Origin of the sequence: Novosphingobium sp. ERW19 (assembly GCF_012641315.1) — a bacterium.
GTDB lineage: Bacteria > Pseudomonadota > Alphaproteobacteria > Sphingomonadales > Sphingomonadaceae > Novosphingobium.
The window spans coordinates 317,495-336,881 of sequence record NZ_JABAIC010000004.1; the positions used below are offsets into that span (position 1 = coordinate 317,495).

Consider the following 19,387-nt stretch of genomic DNA (forward strand, 5'->3'; position numbering starts at 1 on the left):
ATCCCCGCCCTCGATTCTCGCGCGCTTCGGGCGCTTGCCGATTCCCGGAGTTACTGGTTCATCGTCGCGAAGAAGTCTTCGTTGGTCTTCGAATCCTTCATCTTGTCGAGCAGGAATTCCATCGCATCGACGGTGCCCATCTGCATGAGGATGCGGCGCAGGACCCACATCTTCGAAAGCTGGTCCTTCGGCACGAGCAGCTCTTCCTTGCGGGTGCCGCTCTTGCCGACGTCGAGCGCGGGGAAGATGCGCTTGTCGGCAACCTTGCGGTCCAGCACGATTTCGCTGTTGCCGGTGCCCTTGAACTCTTCGAAGATCACTTCGTCCATGCGGCTGCCGGTATCGATCAGGGCCGTCGCAATGATCGAAAGCGAGCCACCTTCCTCGATGTTGCGCGCCGCGCCGAAGAAGCGCTTGGGGCGCTGCAGGGCATTGGCGTCGACACCGCCGGTCAGCACCTTGCCCGATGACGGCACCACGGTGTTGTAGGCGCGGCCAAGGCGCGTGATCGAATCCAGCAGGATGACGACGTCACGCTTGTGCTCGACCAGGCGCTTGGCCTTCTCGATCACCATTTCGGCAACCTGCACGTGGCGCGTGGCAGGCTCGTCGAAGGTCGAGGAGATGACCTCGCCCTTCACGCTGCGCTGCATGTCGGTGACTTCTTCCGGACGCTCGTCGACCAGCAGCACGATCAGGAAGACTTCCGGATGGTTGTCGGTGATCGCCTTGGCCATGTTCTGCAGCAGCACGGTCTTGCCGGTGCGCGGCGGCGCGACGATCAGCGCGCGCTGGCCCTTGCCCTGGGGGCTGACCAGATCGATCACGCGGGCCGACTTGTCCTTGACCGTCGGGTCGAGCGTGTCGAGCTTCAAGCGCTCGTTCGGGTAGAGCGGGGTGAGGTTGTCGAAGTTGACGCGGTGGCGCACGGCCTCCGGCTCGTCGAAGTTGACCTTGATCAGGCGGGTGATCGCGAAATAGCGCTCGCCATCCTTGGGCGCGCGGACTTCGCCTTCCACGGTATCGCCGGTGCGCAGGCCCCACTTGCGGACCTGGTTGGGTGAAACGTAGATGTCGTCCGGCCCGGCGAGGTAATTCGCCTCGGGGCTGCGCAGGAAGCCGAAGCCGTCAGGCAGGACTTCGATGGTGCCGATACCGAGGATTTCCTCGCCGTCTTCCGCCATTTCCTTGAGGATGGCGAACATCAGGTCCTGGCGGCGCATGGTGCTGGCGCCTTCGACCTCAAGCTCTTCGGCCATCTGGACCAGCTCGGCGGGGGTCTTCTGCTTGAGTTCCTTCAGGTGCATTTCGTGTTTTTCCAAAGGGTTGGATAGATGGCCGGAAACCTCTGAAGGGCTTGGAGAAAGCGAGAGGGCGGCTGCATCGATCGGCAGCACATCTGCATTCCGGTTCGCCGCAGATATGCCTGCGCCAGCCGATAGTCAATTGTGGATAGGGGCAGGGGGGTGGTATCCTCCCGGCATCAAACCGGAAAACCGGTCTTTCGAGAGGAACGGCACATGATCAGACTGCCCCGCCGCAACGAAGCTTTCCCTCGCCCGCAGGCACACGATACTCCGGCCAACGCCTGGGGCTCGCAATGGAAGCACCTGCCGCGCTCGCCTTTGCGATTGGTGCGCAATGCGATGCGAGATGGATTGCGGACCTTGCGCGGCTAAACAAGGATTTCACACGCGAAGACGCAAAGGCGCGAAGATGTTGCGCTTCGGCGAAGGCGAGTGAACAATCGCGGCAATTGATTGACGCACATCGCCTGCGGCAATCGCAACCTCTTTGCGTCTTCGCGTCTTTGCGTGAAACCGGAATCAGAACGGCTTCACGATCACCATGATCACGATCACTGCAGCGGCAATGCCGGGGATCTCGTTGAGCATGCGCAGTTTCTTGCCGGACAGTTTGCGAACGCCTTGCGCTAGTTGCTGCGCATAGTTCGCCAGCCAGAAGTGGTAGGCCGTCAGCACGAGCACGAAGGCCAGCTTGAGGTGGAACCAGCCTTGCGCAAACGCGCCGATGTCCACGGCCAGCAGCAGGCCGAGCACCCACACCACCACCAGCGCCGGCCACATGATGATCTTCATAAGCTTGCGCTCGCGATCCACCCAGATCGCATTCTCGGGCGAACCTTCCGGCGCTTCCTGATGATAGACGAAGAAGCGCGGCAGCATGAACAGGCCGGCCATCCAGAAGATCACGAAGATGACATGGCCCGCCTTGAGCCAGAGATAGAGCATCGCCAATACCTGCTGCATCTGTTGCGGCTCCGCCTGCCAGTGCGCCCCTGCTGAGGGCTATTTCGGCGCGGAAACCATGGTTTGCAAGTGCCCGAAAAGGTTCAGTCGCGCGACCAGCCCCGCACGATCTTGAGCAGCGCCTCGACGTTTTCGATCGGGGTGTGCTGGCCAATGCCGTGGCCAAGGTTGAACACATGCGGGCGGTCGGCGAAGGCTTCGAGCACGCGGTGAGTCTGCTTTTCCAGTTCCGGCCCACCCGCCAGCAACAGCAGCGGATCGAGATTGCCCTGCACCGGCATGCCCGCCGGCATCTCGCGCGCGGCCCACAGCGGGTCGATGGTCTCGTCCACGCCCACGGCATTGACGCCGGTCTCGCGGGCATAGGCGGCAAGCTTTTCGCCCGCGCCTTTGGGGAAGCCGATCACCGGCACGTGCGGATAACGGCGCTGCATTTCGGCCGCGATCTTCGCATTGGGCGCGATCACCCAGCGCTCGAACTCGGCAGGCGCAAGGCTGCCCGACCATGAATCGAACAGCTGCAAGCCTTCGGCGCCGGCTTCGACCTGACCCGAAAGGTACTCGATCGTCACTTGCGTGATCGCATCGATGATTGCCTGGAACTGGCCGGCATCGCGATAGGCCAGCGCACGGGTGTCGTGGTGATCGCGGCTGCCTTCGCCTGCCACCATGTATGTGGCAACCGTCCATGGGCTTCCGGCAAAGCCCAGCAGCGTCGTCTCAGGGCCGATCTGTGCCTTCACCTTGGCCACCGTCTCGTAGATCGGCGAAAGGCGCTCAGGCACCGCGACAAGGCTTTCCAGCGCCACGTCGAGCAGGCGAGGAGACAGGTCCGGGCCTTCGCCGACGAGGAACTTGAGATCCTGACCCATCGCATAGGGCACGATCAGGATGTCCGAGAACAGGATCGCACCGTCGAAACCGAAGCGGCGGATCGGCTGCACGGTCACTTCTGCCGCGGCGTCAGTGTCATAGACCAGCGCCAGGAAACCGCCCTTTTCCGCGCGCAACTCGCGGTATTCGGGCAGGTAGCGCCCCGCCTGGCGCATCAGCCAGATCGGCCGACGGGAAAGATTCTCACCCTGAAGTGTCCTGAGCAACGGGCCGGGCATTTCGATCCAATCCACTAAAATAGATTCTTAGAATCAGGTTGAAGGTGTTTGTTGGCCCTGTGGAAACCGGGGATTGCCTGTCACTGCCCGATTTGTGAGCCCGCTTCCACACTTTTTGCTGTTCGCGACTCTGGACAGCATGTGAGTCAACGCGAAGTTCTCACCGCTCTCCACAGGCTGGGGAAAACGCTGTCCACTTGTCCACAAATGGCCCTGAACAGGACTCGGATCGAGAGTGAATCTCACGCTGAAACTTGTCCCTGACTCTGTCCCGTGGTTTATCGGTGCTGTTTCCACAGAGTCATCCCGACCCCGTCCGGACCCCCTGCCGGACACCCTTTGAAAGTCCGCAAATGCAGCGTCTGCACCTGCACCTCCTGTCGGATTCCACCGGCGAAACACTGGAAATGATCGCCAAGGCGGCGCTCGCGCAGTTCGATGGCGCCGACGTGGTCCGGCATTTCTGGCCGATGGTCCGCTCGATGCAGCATCTCGACCGCATCATGGGCGAAATTGCCGCAAATCCGGGGCTCGTACTGTTCACGCTGGTCAATACCGAAACCCGCGCCCGGCTGGAGCAGCGCTGCGCTGCGTTGGGCTTGCCGATGGTCCCGGCACTCGATGCCGTGACCGACGCGCTCGAGCAGCAGCTCGGGGTTCAGGCCAAGGCCCGGCCGGGCCGCCAGCACATGATGGACGAGGCCTATTTCGCGCGCGTCGATGCGATCCAGTTCACCATCGCCCATGATGACGGAGTGAACTGGGAAAATTGGGAAGAGGCCGACATCGTGCTGGCCGGCGTTTCGCGCAGTTCGAAGACGCCGACCTCGATCTACCTCGCCAACCGCGGCTACAAGGTCGCCAACATCCCGATCGTGGTGGAAAGCCCGCCGCCGTCGATGCTGTTCTCCTTGCGCCGCCCGATGGTGGTTGGCCTCACCACCAGCCCGGAACGCCTGATCGCGGTGCGTCGCAATCGGCTGCTGTCCTTGAATCAGGCCCCCGAGACTGCCTATGTCGACAACGAACAGGTGACGCGCGAAGTGCAATACGCGCGGCGCATGTTTGCCGACAACGGCTGGCCGGTGATCGACGTCTCGCGCCGCTCGATCGAGGAAACGGCCGCTGCCGTGATCAATCTCTACAACGAACGCGGCGCTGCGGGCGGCAGCGGCGATGGAGCAAAACCGATATGACACTGGTACTGGCGAGCCAGAGCTTCTCGCGCCGGATGATGCTCGAGGCGGCAGGCGTGCCGTTCGAGACGCGTTCGTCCGACGTCGATGAAGGTGCGATCAAGCGCGAGCTGATCGGCGTTACCGGCTGCCAGATCGCCAGCGTGCTTGCCGAAGCCAAGGCCTTTGCCGTGTCGCTCGCCATGCCCGGACGGCTGGTGCTCGGCGGGGATTCGATGGTCGAAGTCTGCGGCCGCCAGTTCGACAAGCCGACGAGCCGCGAGAATGCCGCGGAGCATCTTGAGTTCTTCTCCGGCAAGGACATGAAACTCCATTCCGCCGCCGTTCTGATGCGCGATGGCAAGGTGGTGTGGAAAACCTGCGAGACCGCAAACCTGCGGGTCCGCGCGCTTTCTCCCCAATTTATCCAGAGCTATCTCGACAGGGAATGGCCGGAGGTTTCCGGCTGCGTCGGCGTGTTCCGCATCGAGGCGCTGGGCGTGCAACTGTTTGAAACGATCGAAGGCAGCCACTTCACTGTGCTGGGGATGCCGCTATTGGCGCTGCTCGGTGCATTGCGCGAACAGGGTGAGTTGCCGTCTTGAGTCTTCCTTATGCCGAAGTGATCGGCGATCCGATCGCTCAGTCCAAGTCTCCGGTGATCCACGGCTTCTGGCTGGAAAAGCTCGGCCTTTCGGGGCGCTATGATCGCGCCCATGTGAAGGCCGAAGAGCTCGCCGACTATCTCGCCGCGCGCCGCACCGATCCCGACTGGCGCGGCTGCAATGTCACCATGCCGCATAAGCAGGCGGTGATTCCGCTGCTCGACCGGCTCGATCCGCTGGCCGAGCGCATCGGCGCCGTGAACACCGTGGTGCCAGAAGACGGAGCGCTGGTTGGCTACAATACCGACGCGCCCGGCTTTCTCGAACCCCTGCGCGAGGAACTGGCCAAGACCCACTACTTCCGCATGGCCCGCGTTCTCGGCACGGGCGGCGCGGCGCGGGCGATCATCGCCGCGCTGGCGGACGAGCACATGGTCGTGGTGCTGGCCGGCCGCAACGTCGACAAGGCCCGCGCCCTGCTCGATGAACTCGACCCGCAGGGCGAACACCACGTCGCCCCGCTCGAACATTTCGCCGACGCCACCGACTTCGCCTTCGACAATCGCGAAGGCTGCTTCGATCTCGTGGTCAATGCCTCCTCGCTCGGAATGACGGGGCAAGCGCCGCTCGCCTTCGACATGAGCCACGCCCCGCCCGGCTCGGTGTTCTACGACATCGTCACCAGCCCGCTCGAAACCGAATTCCTGAAAGCCGCGAAGGCCGCCGGATTCCGCACGGTCGATGGCCTGTCGATGCTGATCGGACAGGCCGATCATGCCTTCCGCCGCTTCTTTGGCGCCGTTCCACCACGCGGAGAGGCGGACGCCGACCTTCGGGCGAGAATCCTGGGATGAGCCGCCCTTACATCCTCGGCCTCACCGGTTCGATCGGCATGGGCAAGTCCGCCGTGGCGCTGATGCTGCGCGAACTGGGCGTGCCGGTGTTCGATGCCGATGCCGCCGTCCACCATCTCCAGGGCCCGGGCGGAGAGCTGCTCCCGGCCATCGAGCAAGCCTTCCCCGGCACCACCGGACCCGAAGGCGTCAAGCGGCAGGAGCTGGGCGCGCAGGTCTTCGGCGATCCGGAAGCGTTGAAGCGGCTGGAGGCCATCGTCCACCCCGCGGTCGCGCGGTTGCGCCACGCCTTCATGGTCGAGCACATGGGCGAGCCGCTCGTCGTCTTCGACATTCCGCTGCTGTTCGAAAAGGGCCATGGGGCCGATCTCGACGCGGTCATGGTCGTCTCCGCCCCCGCCGAGGTGCAGCGGCAGCGCGTGCTCGCCCGCCCCGGCATGACGCCCGAAAAATTCGCCCACATTCTCTCTCTGCAAGTGCCTGACGCCGAAAAGCGCGCGCGCGCCACCCACGTGATCGATACCGGCGTCACCCTTGCCGAGACCGAGGCGCAAGTCGCCGCGCTGGTTGCGGCCATCCGGGAAAAAAACCCCCGCCAGTAACCTTCGCAACCCCTTGTCAGCCCGCCACGAGGGGTCCACATATTCTTCAATGCGTGAGATCGTTTTCGATACCGAGACGACCGGACTGGACCCGAAAAGCGGGGATCGGCTGGTCGAGATCGGCTGCGTCGAAATGGTCAACCGGGTGCCTACTGGCCAGGTTTTCCATTGTTATTTCAATCCCGAACGCGACATGCCGGCCGAGGCCGAGGCCGTCCACGGCCTGTCATCCACGTTCCTGTCCGACAAGCCCAAGTTTGCCGCCGAAGCTGACGCGCTGCTCGACTTCCTCGGCGACTCGCCGCTGGTCGCCCACAACGCCGGATTCGATTTCGGCTTCATCAACAACGAGCTGGAAATGTGCGGGCGCGAACCCGTCAGCCGTGATCGCATGGTCGATACGGTGGCGATCGCCCGGCGCAAGCACCCCGGTGCCAAGCTCAGCCTCGATGCCTTGTGCACCCGCTACGGCATAGACCGCAGCCACCGCACCAAGCACGGGGCGCTACTGGACGCGGAACTGCTCGCCCAGCTCTATGTAGAGCTGATGGGCGGGCGGCAGATCGGCCTCGAACTGGCGGCAGATGCCGCTGGCGCAGCCGGTCTTGTTGTGGTGGAGGAGTCGATCACCGTCACCTCCAGCCTGACCCGCACCTTCCGTTCCCCGCGCCCGCATGCCGCGAGCGCCGAGGAGCTTGCCCGTCATGCCGAATTCATGGCGGGCTTTGCCGAGCCGATCTGGTCGCGCTGAAACCAACCCGCAGTGCGGATGGTTCAGCAAGACCGGGCGTCTCGCCCGAGTGACAGGAGAAGTGACTTATGGATATTCGCGTTTCGGGACACCAGGTCGAAACCGGCGCTGCACTGCAGACCCATGCCGAGGAGCGCCTTGGCGCCATCGTCGACAAGCACTTTTCCCGAGCGCTTTCCTCGAACGTCACCTTGGGCAAGGCCCCGCACGGGGGCTTCCGATGTGATATCGTCACGCATGTGACGCAGGGCCTGATCCTCAAGGGCAGCGCCGTGGCGCAGGACGCCCACGTCGCGCTCGACCAGTCGGCCGAGAAGATCGAGAAGCAGCTGCGCCGCTATCGCCGCCGCATCAAGGACCGCCACGAAGGCGCCGATCACGCCCGCAAGGCCGAGGAAGCTGCGTTCGAACCGCAGGAAGCGGCCTATACCGTCTTCGTCCACGACGAGGTGAGCGAGGATGAACCGGCCGACGCACCGCTGGTCATCGCCGAAACCCGTGTCGACGTGCCCACCGCCAGCGTCTCGGACGCGGTGATGATGCTCGACTTGCGCAATACCAATGCGCTGCTGTTCAAGAACGCCGGCACCGGCATGCACAACATGGTCTATCGCCGCGGTGACGGTTCGATTGGCTGGGTCGAACCGAAGTAGATCGGGCCAGGATAATAAAGGAGGGGGGTGTTCCGGCGCCCCCTTTGCATTCGGTCGGAGCATCGCTGCACAAACCGATTGCGCTTGCCTTCCCCCGCATTCGGGAGCATGGCGCGCCCCAATTCACCGTGCCTTTGCACTCATGTGATACGTTTTTTCGTATGTCGGCTCTGTTCCAACTCGATCCACAAGCTGTCCGCGTCATCCGCGCCGATTCCAAGCAGCAGATCCTTGCCGATCTCGCCGCCTGCTTCGCGTCGGTCTACGCGCTTGACGCCGAAGTGGTCATCGACGGGATCGAGGAGCGCGAAAAGCTTGGCAGCACGGGCTTTGGCCGGGGCGTTGCCATTCCCCACGCCCGTATCGACGGTCTGGAACGGCCGGTTGCGGTGTTCTTCCGGCTGGAGAATCCGGTCGAATTCGCCGCCGCCGATGGCATGCCGGTCGATTGCGTGTTCGGCCTGCTCTCGCCCTCGCAGGCGGGTGCCACACATCTTCAGGCCCTCGCGGCGATCTCGCGCCTGATGCGCGACGAACGCATGCACGAGCGTCTGGTCTCAGCCACTGATGCCGATGCGATCTACGGGCTGCTCGTCAACGTCATCGATCGCGATGCCGCCTGAGCACGGCGCCGACAGCGCAAGCCTGCACTGGCGCGCGCTGGAAGGCCTTTACGCTTCGGCGCCGGTCAACAGCCTGTTCGAATCGCGGCTGGAAATCATCGGTGAAGGCCTGTCCCGCATCCATTTCGATGTCTCGCCATCCTGCTTCCACGCTGCAGGTGCCGCCCATGGCACGATCTATTTCAAGATGCTCGACGACGCGGCGTTCTACGCGGCGAATACGCTGGTTACCGACCGTTTCCTGCTGACCACTTCGTTCAACCTGTTCTTCAGCCGCCCGATCAAGGGCGGGCGCGTCACTGCGGAAGGGCATTGGGTCTCGGGACGCCGTCGCGTGCTTGTGGCCGAAGCCCGCCTGATCGACGAGGACGGCGAGGAAGTGGGCCGTGGCACCGGTACGTTCCAGCGTTCGCGCATCCCCCTGTCCAGTCTCGATGGCTACAACGCCGGCCTGCGCGCCGCGCTCGCCTGATCGGCCAAATTGTGGACTCGCGGCTCCCGGCACATCTCGAAGTCCAGGGAATCGTCCGTGCCGTGCAGGCCGACGGCGGCTTCGGCATGGTGCTGCACAAGGGCGAACGCGACGGCGGCACCATACTGATTGTTATCTTGGAAAATCAGTCGCTTGCCGTGCTTTACGAGCGCATGCCAGACCTTGATGGACGCCGCCAATGGCGCGTTTCCAAGGTGCAAGTAACTGACAATAAACAGGAATTTGAAGACTATCTGAGCCGCAGAATGCAACAGGATCCCGACGTGTGGATAGTCGAACTGACCGTCGCGGATCGCGAACGGTTCGTCCGGGACAACCTTTCTGCTGGCTGAACGCGGGTTGACTCTTCTGCAGCGCACAATAAAGGCCCCATACCGATTTTTGCGCAGGCGGTGACGGACGGCAGCAAGGCCCGACGCACTGGCACGCAGACGGGGGGCAACCGACATGGCCCTTCGGCAGTTGACCGGCACGCGGCATCGCTCGCGCTCACCGGTCTTTTGTCGCGCCATGGCAGGAAGCTCACCGCCCATTGACGACAAAGTATGAGCACGAAGTTCAAATACGCAGCCAGCTTGAGCATTGCTGCGACTTTTATCACAACGCTTCTCAGCACAGGCGGATCCCACGCCGCCGCGCAGTCCACCAATGTAGTGGGCATAACAACTCCGGTCGCAGTCACTGCGACGTTCATCTCCCAGCCCGTGGTTCAGCCCACTCCGATCCAGGCCGTTGCCACCGCAACGCCGGAAGCTGCCATCGAAGCTGAAGCCGCCGACGCGGCATCGCTTACCGAGCTGGTCGAGGAAACCCAGATTCCCGCTGCGCTTTCGAACGAGCTCGAGTGCCTTGCCGGCGCCGTCTACTTCGAAGCCAAGAGCGAAACCCTTGCCGGACAGCTTGCCGTCGGTCGCGTCATCGTCGCCCGCGCCAATTCCGGTCGCTTCCCCTCGTCGTACTGCGGCGTGGTCTACCAGCCCTCGCAGTTCTCGTTTGTTCGCGGCCACGGCATGCCGGCGATCAACCGCGACAGCCGCGCTTGGCAGACCGCCGTGCGCATCGCCAAGATCGCCGATGAAGGCCTGTGGAAGAGCCCGGTAGAGGGCGCAATGTTCTTCCACGCTGCCCACGTCTCGCCGCGCTGGGGCAAGACCCGCATCGCGCGCGTCGACAGCCACATCTTCTACCGCTGAAGATCGGCGCTGATTTCAGCTGCCTTGGACGGCAATGAAAAGGGCCGGTCCCCGCTGCGGGGCCGGCCCTTTTGCTATGTTCCTGACAGCCAACGTTGGTGTGATGCCCACCCCGCTGCGACTAAACTCGCCTGCGGCTCGCCAAGTCTCGCTCCCCTCCCGCAGGCGGGAGGGGTTGGGGGTGGGTTTGCAACGCAATCAATGCCGGAAGTGGCGCATTCCGGTGAAGACCATGGCGAGGCCGGCCTCGTCGGCAGCCTTGATCACGTCTTCGTCGCGGATCGAGCCGCCGGGCTGGATCACGCAAGTCGCGCCTGCTTCCACTGCCGCCATCAGGCCATCGGCAAACGGGAAGAACGCGTCCGAAGCCACGGCTGAGCCGACCGTGCGCACATCGGCAAAGCCGTGTGTCTCGGCCGCTTCCTTGGCCTTGGCTGCCGCAATGCGCGAGCTGTCGCGGCGGTTCATCTGGCCCGCACCGATACCGGCGGTGACGCCGTCCTTGGCATAGACGATGGCGTTGGACTTGACGTGCTTGGCCACGGTCCACGCGAACAGGGCGTCTTCCAGTTCCTGCTCGGTCGGCGCACGCTTGGTCACGACCTTGAGGTCGGCCTTTTCGATCTTGCCGGCATCGCGATCCTGCACCAGCAGCCCGCCGGCAATCGGCACGGTCGTCAGGCCCTTGCGATTGGCATCGGGCAGGCTGTCGATCAGCAGCAGGCGCAGGTTCTTCTTGCGGGCAAAGGCTTCCTTGGCCGCATCGTCCGCGCCGGGTGCGACGACGACTTCGGTGAAGATCTCGCAGATCGCGTTGGCGGTCGGCCCGTCGAGCGGCACATTGGTCGCCACGATACCGCCGAATGCCGAAACGGAATCGCACTCCAGCGCGTCCTTCCACGCATCGAGCAGGGTGTCCGCCGTGGCGACGCCGCAGGGGTTGGCGTGCTTGACGATGACCACCGTCGGCTTGGCGCCGGCGAACTCCGCCACCAGTTCCAGCGCGGCATTGGCGTCGTTGTAATTGTTGTAGGACAGCTCCTTGCCCTGCACCTGCGTCGCCTGCGGCAGGCCGGTGACGGCGGGGTTGCGCGGCACGTAAAGCGCCGCATCCTGGTGCGGGTTCTCGCCATAGCGCAACGTCGTCACGCGCGTGTGCGCGGCGGCGAGGACGGGCGGGAAGTGTTCGCCCTGATCGACCGTGGCAAACCATTGCGAGATCGCCGAGTCATAAGCGGCCGTCGCGGCATAGGCCTTGGCTGCCATCTTGCGGCGGAAGGCCAGCGTCGTTGCACCGCCGGTCTGCTCCAGCTCGCCCAGGAACGTTGCGTAATCGGCAGCGTCGGTCAGGATCGTCACATAGTCGTGGTTCTTGGCGGCAGAGCGCACCATCGAAGGCCCGCCGATATCGATGTTCTCGATCACCTCGTCACGCTCGGCACCCTTGGCCACGGTCGCCTCGAACGGATAGAGGTTGACCACGACAAGATCGATCGCGCCGATCTGGTGCTCGGCCATCGCGGCCGCATGTTCGGGATTGTCGCGCACGGCCAGCAAGCCGCCATGGATCGTGGGGTGCAGCGTCTTGACGCGGCCGTCCATCATTTCGGGAAAGCCGGTGTGCTCCGAAACGTCCTTCACGTTCAGGCCGGCATCGCGCAGCGCCTTGGCCGTGCCGCCGGTCGAAAGCAGTTCGACACCGCGCGCCGCCAGCGCCTTGCCAAGATCCACAAGACCGGACTTGTCGGACACCGAAAGCAGCGCCCGCTTGATCGTAACCTCGCTCACGTGGGAATTCCTATCTATCGCATCTTCTTCAGCAGCCAGGAGAAGCTCTCGCCGCTGCGGGGAACCTTGGCCGTCACGACCAATTGCCGCGTGCCGATAGGCCTTCCGAGCCCGTCTGCCCAGAGGGATTCCTCGATTCCGACCGCATCGCGGCCAGAGCGGAACTGCCACAGGCTGCCATCGGGCAGCGACAGCGTCACGCCCTTGCCATCCGCGCTGGCCGCCAGTTCGATATGCGGGCCGAGATGGAAGCGCAGGGCAACGCCGATCATCCCGCGCTTGCCCTTGCGCCCTGAGGGCACCAGCAGGTCCTCGCCGCGCAGCTCGGTGCCGTCATCGCGCAGGATCAGGATGCGGCGATGGGTCAGGCCATAGCGGCTGACATAACCATTGTGGCTCGCCTCGATCCGCGTCGCCCCCGGCCCTGCGCCTTCGGCCGAAAGCGTGCGGCGATCGACCTCGACCTCGGACACGCCCGATCCCAGCTTGCCGTTGATGAGCACGGCGGTGGAGTTGAAATCGTCGATCGTCAGCGTCGAATGGGCAGCCGTGGCGCGCAGGCCCTGTTCGAGCCGAAGCGGGATCATGCCGCCGGCAAAGGCCGCGCCGCCGCAGTTGACGATCAACCGCTCACCTGCGTGGCTCAGTTCGAAGGCCAGCGTGGAAGCGCAGCCATCGCGCGTATGCCGCGCCACCGGCGGCGGCCCTGCGTCGAACTGCAGCACCGCCTTGCCCGCCGTGGCACGCTGGTAGCCCCACTGCCGCGCATCGCGCAAAGGCCGCGTGCGGACACCGCTGGCGCGCACCAGTTCCTCGATCCGCTCGGCCGGGATCGCTCCCGCGCCCTGCCAGTTGCCGAGGCCGCCATCGCCATGGAGCAGCGCCAGCAGGGGCGGCACCAGCAGCGTCAGCATCGTCTGGATCTGCGGCAGCGGTTCGGCCCTGATCGCCTCGTAGCAGGCGCACAGGTCCACCAGCAGCTCGATCGCCTCGATCTGGCAGAGCGGGCTGCGCGACAGCACGCCGCCATCGTCACCCACCAGCTCGCCCAGCGCCTTGACCAGCCCGGCTTCGCCATAAAGGCGGCGCGCCTTGCCGTCGGCCATGAGCAGGCCGACCGCGACCAGCGCACACCAGCCCGCCACTTCGGAAAGCCGGTCGTCGGCCTTGGTCACGCGGCGGTCCAGCCAGCGCGCCGTGTCCTCGATCGTGTGCAGCACCCGCGTCCGGAACGCGCGGTCCTGTCCTGAAAGGATCAGCGGCGCGTGGACCATCCAGTTAAGCAGGCGGTGGCCGACATTGCCCACGTCCCATGCCGGCGTCGGGTCCGGCTTGGGATTGGCGGCGAGCCAGGTCTGGAGAATGCGCTCGGCCACTTGCGCGCATTGCGCCCGGGTGCCGCCGGATTCGAGATCGCGCAGCCAGCGAAAGCCATGCACCATTCGCTCGAACGATGGCGACAGGCGGGGCCCTGAAAAGGCCGTGTCGGCGATCGGCGACTTGTAGCCGTGGACCAGGAAATGCCCGGCGCGCAGGGCCTTGCCCGCAGCCGCATCGCCCGGCAGCGGCGGCGTGACGGTGGCCGTCAACCGCGTGCGGGCGCGCTTGCGGAACGGGTGTATCGCGCTGGCCGGAAGGCCAAGGCTGTAGGCGAAGCGCACCAGCCTGTCGCCTGCACCGATCGCTGGCGGCGCAAAGTCGGCCAGGGCAAGCGCGCGCCCCGGCTCGATCACCGCCGGGTCCGGACGGTCATCGTCCAGCGCAACGTAGCGACTGCTTGCCTCGGGCGTCGGATCGGCCAGCGGTTCCTCCTTCGTCGCATCGAGCGGAATGGCAGGCGTGGGGGCGGAACGGCCAGCCTCCGCCGGGCGACTTCCAACTTCGGGGAAGCCGCCGGTCTTCATCTCAGGCCTGCCCCGCGCCGATGGCCTTCAGCCCGGCAATGTTGGCCGCATATTGCGAAGGCCCGCCCTTGAACGTGGCGGTGCCGGCGACCAGCACGTCGGCCCCGGCGTCGACGCAGGCACGGATCGTGCGGGTATCGACCCCGCCATCGACCTCGAGGTGGATGTCACGGCCCGACTTGTCGATCATCTTCCGCACCGCCTCGATCTTGCGAAGCTGGCTGGAAATGAAGCTCTGCCCGCCAAAGCCGGGATTGACGCTCATGATCAGGACCAGATCGACATCATCGATAAGGTAATCGAGCATCTTCGCCGGGGTTCCGGGATTGAGCGATACGCCGGCCTTCTTGCCGAGGCCCTTGATTGCCTGAACCGTGCGATGAATGTGCGGCCCCGCCTCGGGATGAACCGTGATGATGTCCGCACCGGCATCGGCAAAGGCCTGGAGGTAGGAATCGACCGGCGAGATCATCAGGTGCACGTCGAACGGCTTGGTGGTGTGCGGGCGCAGCGCCTTTACGACCATCGGCCCGATCGTGATGTTGGGCACGAAGTGACCGTCCATCACGTCGACGTGGATCCAGTCTGCCCCGGCTGCATCGATCGCGCGCACTTCCTCGCCCAGCTTGGCGAAGTCTGCGGAAAGGATCGACGGCGAAATCAGCGGGGTCATCTGGTCATCTTCCTGCGGCGGGTGGCAGGCAGATTGGTAAACGCTCATGCGCTCAGGCATAGCCACCCCATGCCATGCGCTTACCTTTGGCGAATCGGCGGAACAAGCACTATCGGCCTTATTATCCACACGGAATGTCCCGCTTTGGAGGCGGTTCTTGGGATGAACGGCAGGCGAGGCGAGAATTCAGCCGCTATTCACGGCACGAATCTTACTTAACGAACCAGCCAACCGCCGTTATTGGAAGCGGCGGGGAAGAAAAGAGGCGCTGCGCGGGCTTCCGTTGGAAGCGCGTGGATCAAGCGGTTGCCGCAGGAAACATCGAAATCGGGGCTTTTTGACATGACCAAGCCGGGACGGCTGCGCGCTGCAGCCGCTTTGACTGCCACTGCACTCGCCGCCACTCTGATGGGCGGAAGCACTGCTGCCAGTGCGGCTGGCCCGAACTGTGCCGGGCCGGTGAGCGACACCTGGATTAACGTCACCATTGACGGCGTGCGCAACGGCAACGGCCTGATGGCCGTGACGCTCTATGCTGACGAGCCGCGCAAGTTCCTCGTCAAGAAGGGCTCGATGTACGTTGGCCGTGTCGATGCCACGGCACCGGAAACGCGCATGTGCCTTTATGTGCCCAAGCCCGGCGTCTATGCCCTGGCCGTCTATCATGACGAGGATGCAAGCCGGAACATCAAGCGCAGCGGCGTTCTTGGCCTGCCCGAGGAAGGCTTCGGCTTTTCCAACAACCCGCCGACGATCGCGAGCATTCCCTCGTTCCGCTCGGTGCGCCTGAACATCTCGAAGACCGGCCTCGCGACCCGCATCCACCTCAAGTATCCTTGATGGGATAAGCCTGCCTCCTCCCCTCCCGCAGGCGGGAGGGGCTGGGGGTGGGTCTTTCAATTTGTCACGCAAAGGCGCGAAGATGCTGCGCCAGAAGCGGAAATTGCATGTATTACAGCTGGGTCATGCGAAAGATTGATCGAGCCGCGTAGTCGACAGCGCGACAACTTCGCAACTTTGCGGCTTCGCGTTATAGTCAAAAAAACCGGCTCACTCGCCCGCCGGCACGCCGATATCCGCGAAGGTGCGCGCGAGGTGCCACGGCGCCAGCTCTTCCGCCAGCGCATGGGCGCGCGGATCGTCCACGTCCATCCACCAGGCATCCTCGATGTCCATCGTGCCCGCACGGCCCGCATCGGCAAGGCGCTGCATGCCGTCCGAAAGGCTGCCGGGCTTGCCTTCGGCAATCGCTTCGTGGATTGCCTTGGCCAGATCCGGCGTGGCCAGAAACGCGCCGCAATCGACCGCGTCATAGGGCGCGATGGTCTTGCCGATGGCGGTGATCATGCCATCGTCGTCCATCTTCACCCACGTCGCGTCCTCGGGATCGACCAGCGGGTTGTCGATGCGACGGTCAACCGCCAGCGTCACGGCGCAGTCCGGCCGGTGTTCGTGGATCAGCCGCTCCAGAATGTCGGCATCGAACATGTGGTCGGCCATCATCAGCAGATAGTTGCCGTCGCAGCGCGTGGCTCCGGCCATCACCGAATGGCCGTTGGGCGTCGACCAGTTGGTCAGCCGCACCGGTACGATCTCGACCCCGGCGCGCATCGAAAGATCGGCCAGGAAACCTTCGAGCAGTTCGGCCTGATGGCCGGTCACCACGACGACGCGCGTGACACCGGCCTGCATGGCCTGCCGCACGCCGATTTCGATCAGCGGCACGCCCGCAACCGGCGTCAGCGGCTTCGACGGTGATAGTTCGGCAAGGCGGCTGCCGAAACCGGCAGCGATGATCAGCGCATCCATGGTCGCCTCGGGTAGAGGTTTCGGCGGCAAATGAAAAGGCCGACCAGACGAAACGTCGGGCCGGCCTTTCAATCCGTCAGCGAAGCTGTCGCTTATTCAGCGGCGAGCTTCTCCACCGAAGCGTACTCGTCAACCATCTGGGCGGCGACGTCGTCGTTGAACTGCTGCGGCGGGTGCTTGCAGAAGTAGGCCGACGGGCCGATCAGCGCACCACCTTCGCCACGGTCCAGCGCGACCTTGCAGCAGCGGATCGCGTCCATCACGCAAGCGGCCGAGTTCGGGCTGTCTTCAACCGACAGGCGCAGTTCCAGGTTCATCGGAACGTTGCCCCACTGCTGGCCTTCCATGCGGATGAAGCACAGCTTGTTGTCCTTCTGCCACGGAACATAGTCCGAAGGACCGACGTGGATGTTCTCGTCCTCGAGACGCGTGGCGAGCATTGCCTGCACGGCCTCGGTCTTCGATTCCTTCTTGCTGCCCAGACGCTGGCGGTCGAGCATGTTCATGAAGTCGGTGTTGCCACCGGTGTTGAGCTGGTAGGTGCGCTCGACGTTGACGCCGCGGGCAGCGAACAGGCTCGACAGCACGCGGTGAACGATCGTTGCACCGACCTGCGCCTTGATGTCGTCGCCAACGATCGGGATGCGCTTTTCGCGGAACTTCGCTTCCCATTCCGGGGTCGAAGCGATGAACACGGGCATGCAGTTGACGACGGCAACGCCGGCTTCAAGCGCGCATTCCATGTAGAATTCGGTGGCTTCCTGCGAACCGACGGGGAGGAAGTTCAGGAGAACTTCGGCGCCCGAGTCCTTCAGGGCCTTGACGATGTCGGCCTGGGTGGCTTCGGGCTCGTCAGCGACGATGAAGCCCTTTTCGCCAACCGAGGTCATGTGCGCGGCAACGCCGTCCGACACGCGACCCATGATCACCTTGCCGCCAGTGGTCGGCACGTTGGGCTGGAACACGGTGGTGTTGTTCGGAGCAGCGAAGATGGCTTCGGCAATGTCCTTGCCGACCTTGCGCGCGTCGACGTCGATGCCGAGCACGAAGTCCACGTCACCGGCGCCATAGCCGCCAATGCGGTCGTGGATGAGGCCCTGCGACGAGTTGTTGCTGCGATAGTAGGCTACACCCTGCACCAGCGAGCTAGCGCAGTTGCCCACGCCGATCATGGCGACCTTGATTGGCTTCATGAAAAACGATCCCTTCAGACAGGCGCCTTGCGGCGGCTGTAATCAAACTGCCTCAAAATACCGAAATGCCACCGAATGCAAGCCGAATCCTCAGTCCGTCAAGACGAAGCGGAGAACCGCCGGTCATGGCAGACCTTGCAATCCCCACTCCCTGCTCGCAATCGCGCCGCCTGCGCTGCACCAAAGTATGGGCGCGCAAACCACAGCAATTTCCGATGGGACCGCGCCCTTAACCGAAAAAAGCTGCCAGCGATAGCCCGTTTCGCCAGATGCCCTTCACAAGCTGGCAACAGTGTCGGTGACCGTTGCAATATGGTCACCAAGCTCGGCCAGGCTGGTCAGGGTCCGGGTGCCCGGAACCGCCCGTTCGAAGTCTTCGGGGCCGAAGGCATCGGTCAGTAGGGCACGAAAACGCACCCCTGCGGCGGCCGCGATGTGGGCGTCGTTCGGTGAATCTCCGGTGAACAGAAATGCGGACCGGTCGATACCGAAGCGTGCCTCGATTGCCGTGAAGTGCGGCTCGCCCTTGGCAAAGCCGGCATCGCCTGCCGACGGCGCGCGGTATCCCAAGGCGCAGTCGACCGGCCAATCGCGGGCCAGGCGCTCGACATACTGTTCAAGATTGTTCGAGGAGATGACCACGAGCAGGCCGGAATCACGCCACCGTTGCAGCAGCGCGGCTGTGTCTGCGGCAATGGCAATCCCGGTGAGGTAGCCGTCCTTCCAATCCTCGAATCGTTGTGCGACCGGGTCGGTGTCCTGCCCGGGGTAAAGCTGGCGCAACTGCTTTTCGAACGGCAGGCCCGAAGTAGCGAAATAGGAGCGGCGGGCCTGCGCAAAGGGCGTGCCGAACGATTCTTCCATCAATTGCGCCGCACGGTCGGCGTAGTCCTCCATCGTCGGCACCAGCGTACCGTCGAGATCGAAGACCAGAACGCGGACGTCAGGCTCCTGAATCACGCAGTCAGGCTTTCGCGCGCGACCGCCAGATCCTCGGGCGTGTCGACCTCGAACCACTTGAGCCCCGAAAGCCAGCGCACCTGCGGCGCGGTCGCCACGTCCTGCGCCAGTTCGTGCAGCACCATCTCGACCGAGGCGGTGGCCAGGTCCTTGGTCTCACGCACCCGCTCGAACGCGGCCCAATATGCGTCGCGCGCAGCCTCGCGCACAAAGGTCGTGCCGATATAGGCGCCGTCGTACTTGGGCAAGGTCTTGGAAATGGCCTGCAGCGCGCCGTCCTTCTCGATGACCTTCATCTCGTCGGGCAGGACCGGCCGCTCGCGCTCGCAGGCGACAGCCACTGTCGCGCCGCCGGCTGCGGTGGTGAAGTGACGGGTGTACATGTCGGACGGAAAGAGGTGGTCGGCGTTGGTCAGCACGAAGGGCGCATCCCCGATCAGCGCCCGCGCCGCACCCAGCGAGGTCAGGTTCCCGGCCTCCAGCTGCGTATTGCGCACGGTCCGCACCGGGGCGTTCCCCCACTCGGCCGCGATGTGATCCTCGATCAGCTGCGCGCGATAGCCGGTCACCACGATGACGTCGTCAGCCACCGCCAGCAGGGCTTCGATCGCGAAATCGAGACAGGTGCGCGAGGCGACCGCCATCAGCGGCTTGGGCAGGGAGTTGGTCGCATCGCCGAGCCGACTGCCTCGGCCCGCAGCAAGGATAACACCTTTCATGGTTTCTCAC

General features: G+C 64.1%; 21 protein-coding genes. 11 read left to right on the forward strand and 10 right to left on the reverse strand.

What is annotated here, in order from left to right:
- Positions 1-50: 50 nt before the first annotated feature.
- The 3 genes from rho to hemE form a co-directional block, all read right to left on the reverse strand.
- Positions 51-1,307 carry a transcription termination factor Rho gene (gene rho / locus HGI46_RS10165; RefSeq protein ID WP_039333211.1) on the reverse strand — a complete coding sequence of 419 codons (1,257 nt, stop codon included), beginning with the start codon at positions 1,305-1,307 and terminating at the stop codon, positions 51-53.
- Between the two features lie 519 nt (positions 1,308-1,826).
- A complete protein-coding gene (locus HGI46_RS10170) occupies positions 1,827-2,270 on the reverse strand; it encodes a CopD family protein (RefSeq protein WP_168904068.1) in 444 nt (147 codons plus the stop codon).
- Between the two features lie 83 nt (positions 2,271-2,353).
- Positions 2,354-3,382 (reverse strand): uroporphyrinogen decarboxylase, encoded by a 1,029-nt coding sequence (gene hemE / locus HGI46_RS10175; RefSeq protein WP_168904192.1) that lies wholly within the window; start codon positions 3,380-3,382, stop codon positions 2,354-2,356.
- A gap of 353 nt (positions 3,383-3,735) precedes the next feature.
- Here hemE and HGI46_RS10180 point away from each other — a divergent pair, with 353 nt between their 5' ends.
- The 10 genes from HGI46_RS10180 (at position 3,736) to HGI46_RS10225 (ending at position 10,331) form a co-directional block, all read left to right on the forward strand.
- Positions 3,736-4,578, forward strand: coding sequence for a pyruvate, water dikinase regulatory protein (locus tag HGI46_RS10180; RefSeq protein WP_168904069.1), 843 nt, complete (start codon positions 3,736-3,738; stop codon positions 4,576-4,578).
- Positions 4,575-5,162 (forward strand): nucleoside triphosphate pyrophosphatase, encoded by a 588-nt coding sequence (locus tag HGI46_RS10185; RefSeq protein WP_168904070.1) that lies wholly within the window; start codon positions 4,575-4,577, stop codon positions 5,160-5,162. Before HGI46_RS10180 ends, HGI46_RS10185 begins: the two co-directional genes overlap by 4 nt.
- A complete protein-coding gene (aroE, locus tag HGI46_RS10190) occupies positions 5,159-6,016 on the forward strand; it encodes a shikimate dehydrogenase (protein WP_168904071.1) in 858 nt (285 codons plus the stop codon). Before HGI46_RS10185 ends, aroE begins: the two co-directional genes overlap by 4 nt.
- Complete coding sequence (coaE, locus tag HGI46_RS10195; RefSeq protein ID WP_168904072.1) at positions 6,013-6,618, forward strand: dephospho-CoA kinase; 606 nt, start codon at positions 6,013-6,015, stop codon at positions 6,616-6,618. The genes aroE and coaE overlap by 4 nt, the downstream gene beginning before the upstream one ends.
- 49 nt (positions 6,619-6,667) lie before the next feature.
- Positions 6,668-7,369, forward strand: a complete 702-nt coding sequence (gene dnaQ, locus HGI46_RS10200; protein ID WP_168904073.1) for a DNA polymerase III subunit epsilon — start codon at positions 6,668-6,670, stop codon at positions 7,367-7,369.
- A gap of 68 nt (positions 7,370-7,437) precedes the next feature.
- Positions 7,438-8,022, forward strand: coding sequence for a ribosome-associated translation inhibitor RaiA (raiA, locus tag HGI46_RS10205; RefSeq protein ID WP_118072813.1), 585 nt, complete (start codon positions 7,438-7,440; stop codon positions 8,020-8,022).
- Between the two features lie 161 nt (positions 8,023-8,183).
- Positions 8,184-8,645 carry a PTS sugar transporter subunit IIA gene (locus tag HGI46_RS10210; RefSeq protein WP_118072814.1) on the forward strand — a complete coding sequence of 154 codons (462 nt, stop codon included), beginning with the start codon at positions 8,184-8,186 and terminating at the stop codon, positions 8,643-8,645.
- Entirely contained in the window at positions 8,635-9,117 is a 483-nt protein-coding gene (locus tag HGI46_RS10215) for a PaaI family thioesterase (protein WP_168904074.1), read from the forward strand. The genes HGI46_RS10210 and HGI46_RS10215 overlap by 11 nt, the downstream gene beginning before the upstream one ends.
- Before the next feature lie 11 nt (positions 9,118-9,128).
- Entirely contained in the window at positions 9,129-9,470 is a 342-nt protein-coding gene (locus tag HGI46_RS10220) for a DUF1491 family protein (protein ID WP_168904075.1), read from the forward strand.
- A gap of 213 nt (positions 9,471-9,683) precedes the next feature.
- Complete coding sequence (locus HGI46_RS10225; protein ID WP_118072817.1) at positions 9,684-10,331, forward strand: cell wall hydrolase; 648 nt, start codon at positions 9,684-9,686, stop codon at positions 10,329-10,331.
- Between the two features lie 198 nt (positions 10,332-10,529).
- On the opposite strand, the gene purH is transcribed toward HGI46_RS10225, so the two are convergent.
- Genes purH through rpe form a run of 3 tightly spaced genes read right to left on the reverse strand, consistent with a single transcriptional unit; the run spans position 10,530 to position 14,696 of the window.
- Positions 10,530-12,119, reverse strand: coding sequence for a bifunctional phosphoribosylaminoimidazolecarboxamide formyltransferase/IMP cyclohydrolase (gene purH / locus HGI46_RS10230; RefSeq protein ID WP_168904076.1), 1,590 nt, complete (start codon positions 12,117-12,119; stop codon positions 10,530-10,532).
- Positions 12,120-12,133: 14 nt separating this feature from the next.
- On the reverse strand, positions 12,134-14,023 hold the full coding sequence (locus tag HGI46_RS10235) for a heparinase II/III family protein (protein WP_168904077.1): 1,890 nt from the start codon (positions 14,021-14,023) through the stop codon (positions 12,134-12,136).
- A 1-nt stretch (position 14,024) separates the two neighbouring features.
- Entirely contained in the window at positions 14,025-14,696 is a 672-nt protein-coding gene (gene rpe, locus HGI46_RS10240) for a ribulose-phosphate 3-epimerase (protein WP_168904193.1), read from the reverse strand.
- Positions 14,697-15,038: 342 nt separating this feature from the next.
- Here rpe and HGI46_RS10245 point away from each other — a divergent pair, with 342 nt between their 5' ends.
- The gene (locus HGI46_RS10245) at positions 15,039-15,536 is read left to right on the forward strand and encodes a DUF2141 domain-containing protein (protein ID WP_118072820.1); all 498 of its coding nucleotides are present in this window, start codon (positions 15,039-15,041) and stop codon (positions 15,534-15,536) included.
- A 210-nt stretch (positions 15,537-15,746) separates the two neighbouring features.
- Here the strand turns inward: HGI46_RS10245 and HGI46_RS10250 are convergent, their stop codons facing one another.
- The 4 genes from HGI46_RS10250 to HGI46_RS10265 form a co-directional block, all read right to left on the reverse strand.
- Complete coding sequence (locus tag HGI46_RS10250) at positions 15,747-16,505, reverse strand: NTP transferase domain-containing protein (protein WP_118072821.1); 759 nt, start codon at positions 16,503-16,505, stop codon at positions 15,747-15,749.
- 92 nt (positions 16,506-16,597) lie between these two features.
- A complete protein-coding gene (locus HGI46_RS10255; protein WP_118072822.1) occupies positions 16,598-17,698 on the reverse strand; it encodes an inositol-3-phosphate synthase in 1,101 nt (366 codons plus the stop codon).
- Between the two features lie 276 nt (positions 17,699-17,974).
- Positions 17,975-18,658 carry a haloacid dehalogenase-like hydrolase gene (locus HGI46_RS10260; RefSeq protein ID WP_168904078.1) on the reverse strand — a complete coding sequence of 228 codons (684 nt, stop codon included), beginning with the start codon at positions 18,656-18,658 and terminating at the stop codon, positions 17,975-17,977.
- A complete protein-coding gene (locus HGI46_RS10265; RefSeq protein WP_168904079.1) occupies positions 18,655-19,377 on the reverse strand; it encodes an NTP transferase domain-containing protein in 723 nt (240 codons plus the stop codon). Before HGI46_RS10265 ends, HGI46_RS10260 begins: the two co-directional genes overlap by 4 nt.
- Positions 19,378-19,387: the final 10 nt, after the last annotated feature.

Bases quoted from the DNA above. Each gene is read 5' to 3' on its own strand.
- HGI46_RS10265 (WP_168904079.1), bottom strand. From the start codon at position 19,377: ATGAAAGGTGTTATCCTTGCTGCGGGCCGAGGCAGTCGGCTCGGCGAT.
- HGI46_RS10180 (WP_168904069.1), top strand. From the start codon at position 3,736: ATGCAGCGTCTGCACCTGCACCTCCTGTCGGATTCCACCGGCGAAACA.
- raiA (WP_118072813.1), top strand. From the start codon at position 7,438: ATGGATATTCGCGTTTCGGGACACCAGGTCGAAACCGGCGCTGCACTG.
- HGI46_RS10210 (WP_118072814.1), top strand. From the start codon at position 8,184: ATGTCGGCTCTGTTCCAACTCGATCCACAAGCTGTCCGCGTCATCCGC.
- HGI46_RS10255 (WP_118072822.1), bottom strand. From the start codon at position 17,698: ATGAAGCCAATCAAGGTCGCCATGATCGGCGTGGGCAACTGCGCTAGC.
- HGI46_RS10225 (WP_118072817.1), top strand. From the start codon at position 9,684: ATGAGCACGAAGTTCAAATACGCAGCCAGCTTGAGCATTGCTGCGACT.
- rpe (WP_168904193.1), bottom strand. From the start codon at position 14,696: ATGACCCCGCTGATTTCGCCGTCGATCCTTTCCGCAGACTTCGCCAAG.
- HGI46_RS10235 (WP_168904077.1), bottom strand. From the start codon at position 14,023: ATGAAGACCGGCGGCTTCCCCGAAGTTGGAAGTCGCCCGGCGGAGGCT.
- HGI46_RS10250 (WP_118072821.1), bottom strand. From the start codon at position 16,505: ATGGATGCGCTGATCATCGCTGCCGGTTTCGGCAGCCGCCTTGCCGAA.
- rho (WP_039333211.1), bottom strand. From the start codon at position 1,307: ATGCACCTGAAGGAACTCAAGCAGAAGACCCCCGCCGAGCTGGTCCAG.
- HGI46_RS10185 (WP_168904070.1), top strand. From the start codon at position 4,575: ATGACACTGGTACTGGCGAGCCAGAGCTTCTCGCGCCGGATGATGCTC.
- HGI46_RS10170 (WP_168904068.1), bottom strand. From the start codon at position 2,270: ATGCAGCAGGTATTGGCGATGCTCTATCTCTGGCTCAAGGCGGGCCAT.
- HGI46_RS10245 (WP_118072820.1), top strand. From the start codon at position 15,039: ATGACCAAGCCGGGACGGCTGCGCGCTGCAGCCGCTTTGACTGCCACT.
- coaE (WP_168904072.1), top strand. From the start codon at position 6,013: ATGAGCCGCCCTTACATCCTCGGCCTCACCGGTTCGATCGGCATGGGC.
- hemE (WP_168904192.1), bottom strand. From the start codon at position 3,382: ATGCCCGGCCCGTTGCTCAGGACACTTCAGGGTGAGAATCTTTCCCGT.
- dnaQ (WP_168904073.1), top strand. From the start codon at position 6,668: ATGCGTGAGATCGTTTTCGATACCGAGACGACCGGACTGGACCCGAAA.
- HGI46_RS10215 (WP_168904074.1), top strand. From the start codon at position 8,635: ATGCCGCCTGAGCACGGCGCCGACAGCGCAAGCCTGCACTGGCGCGCG.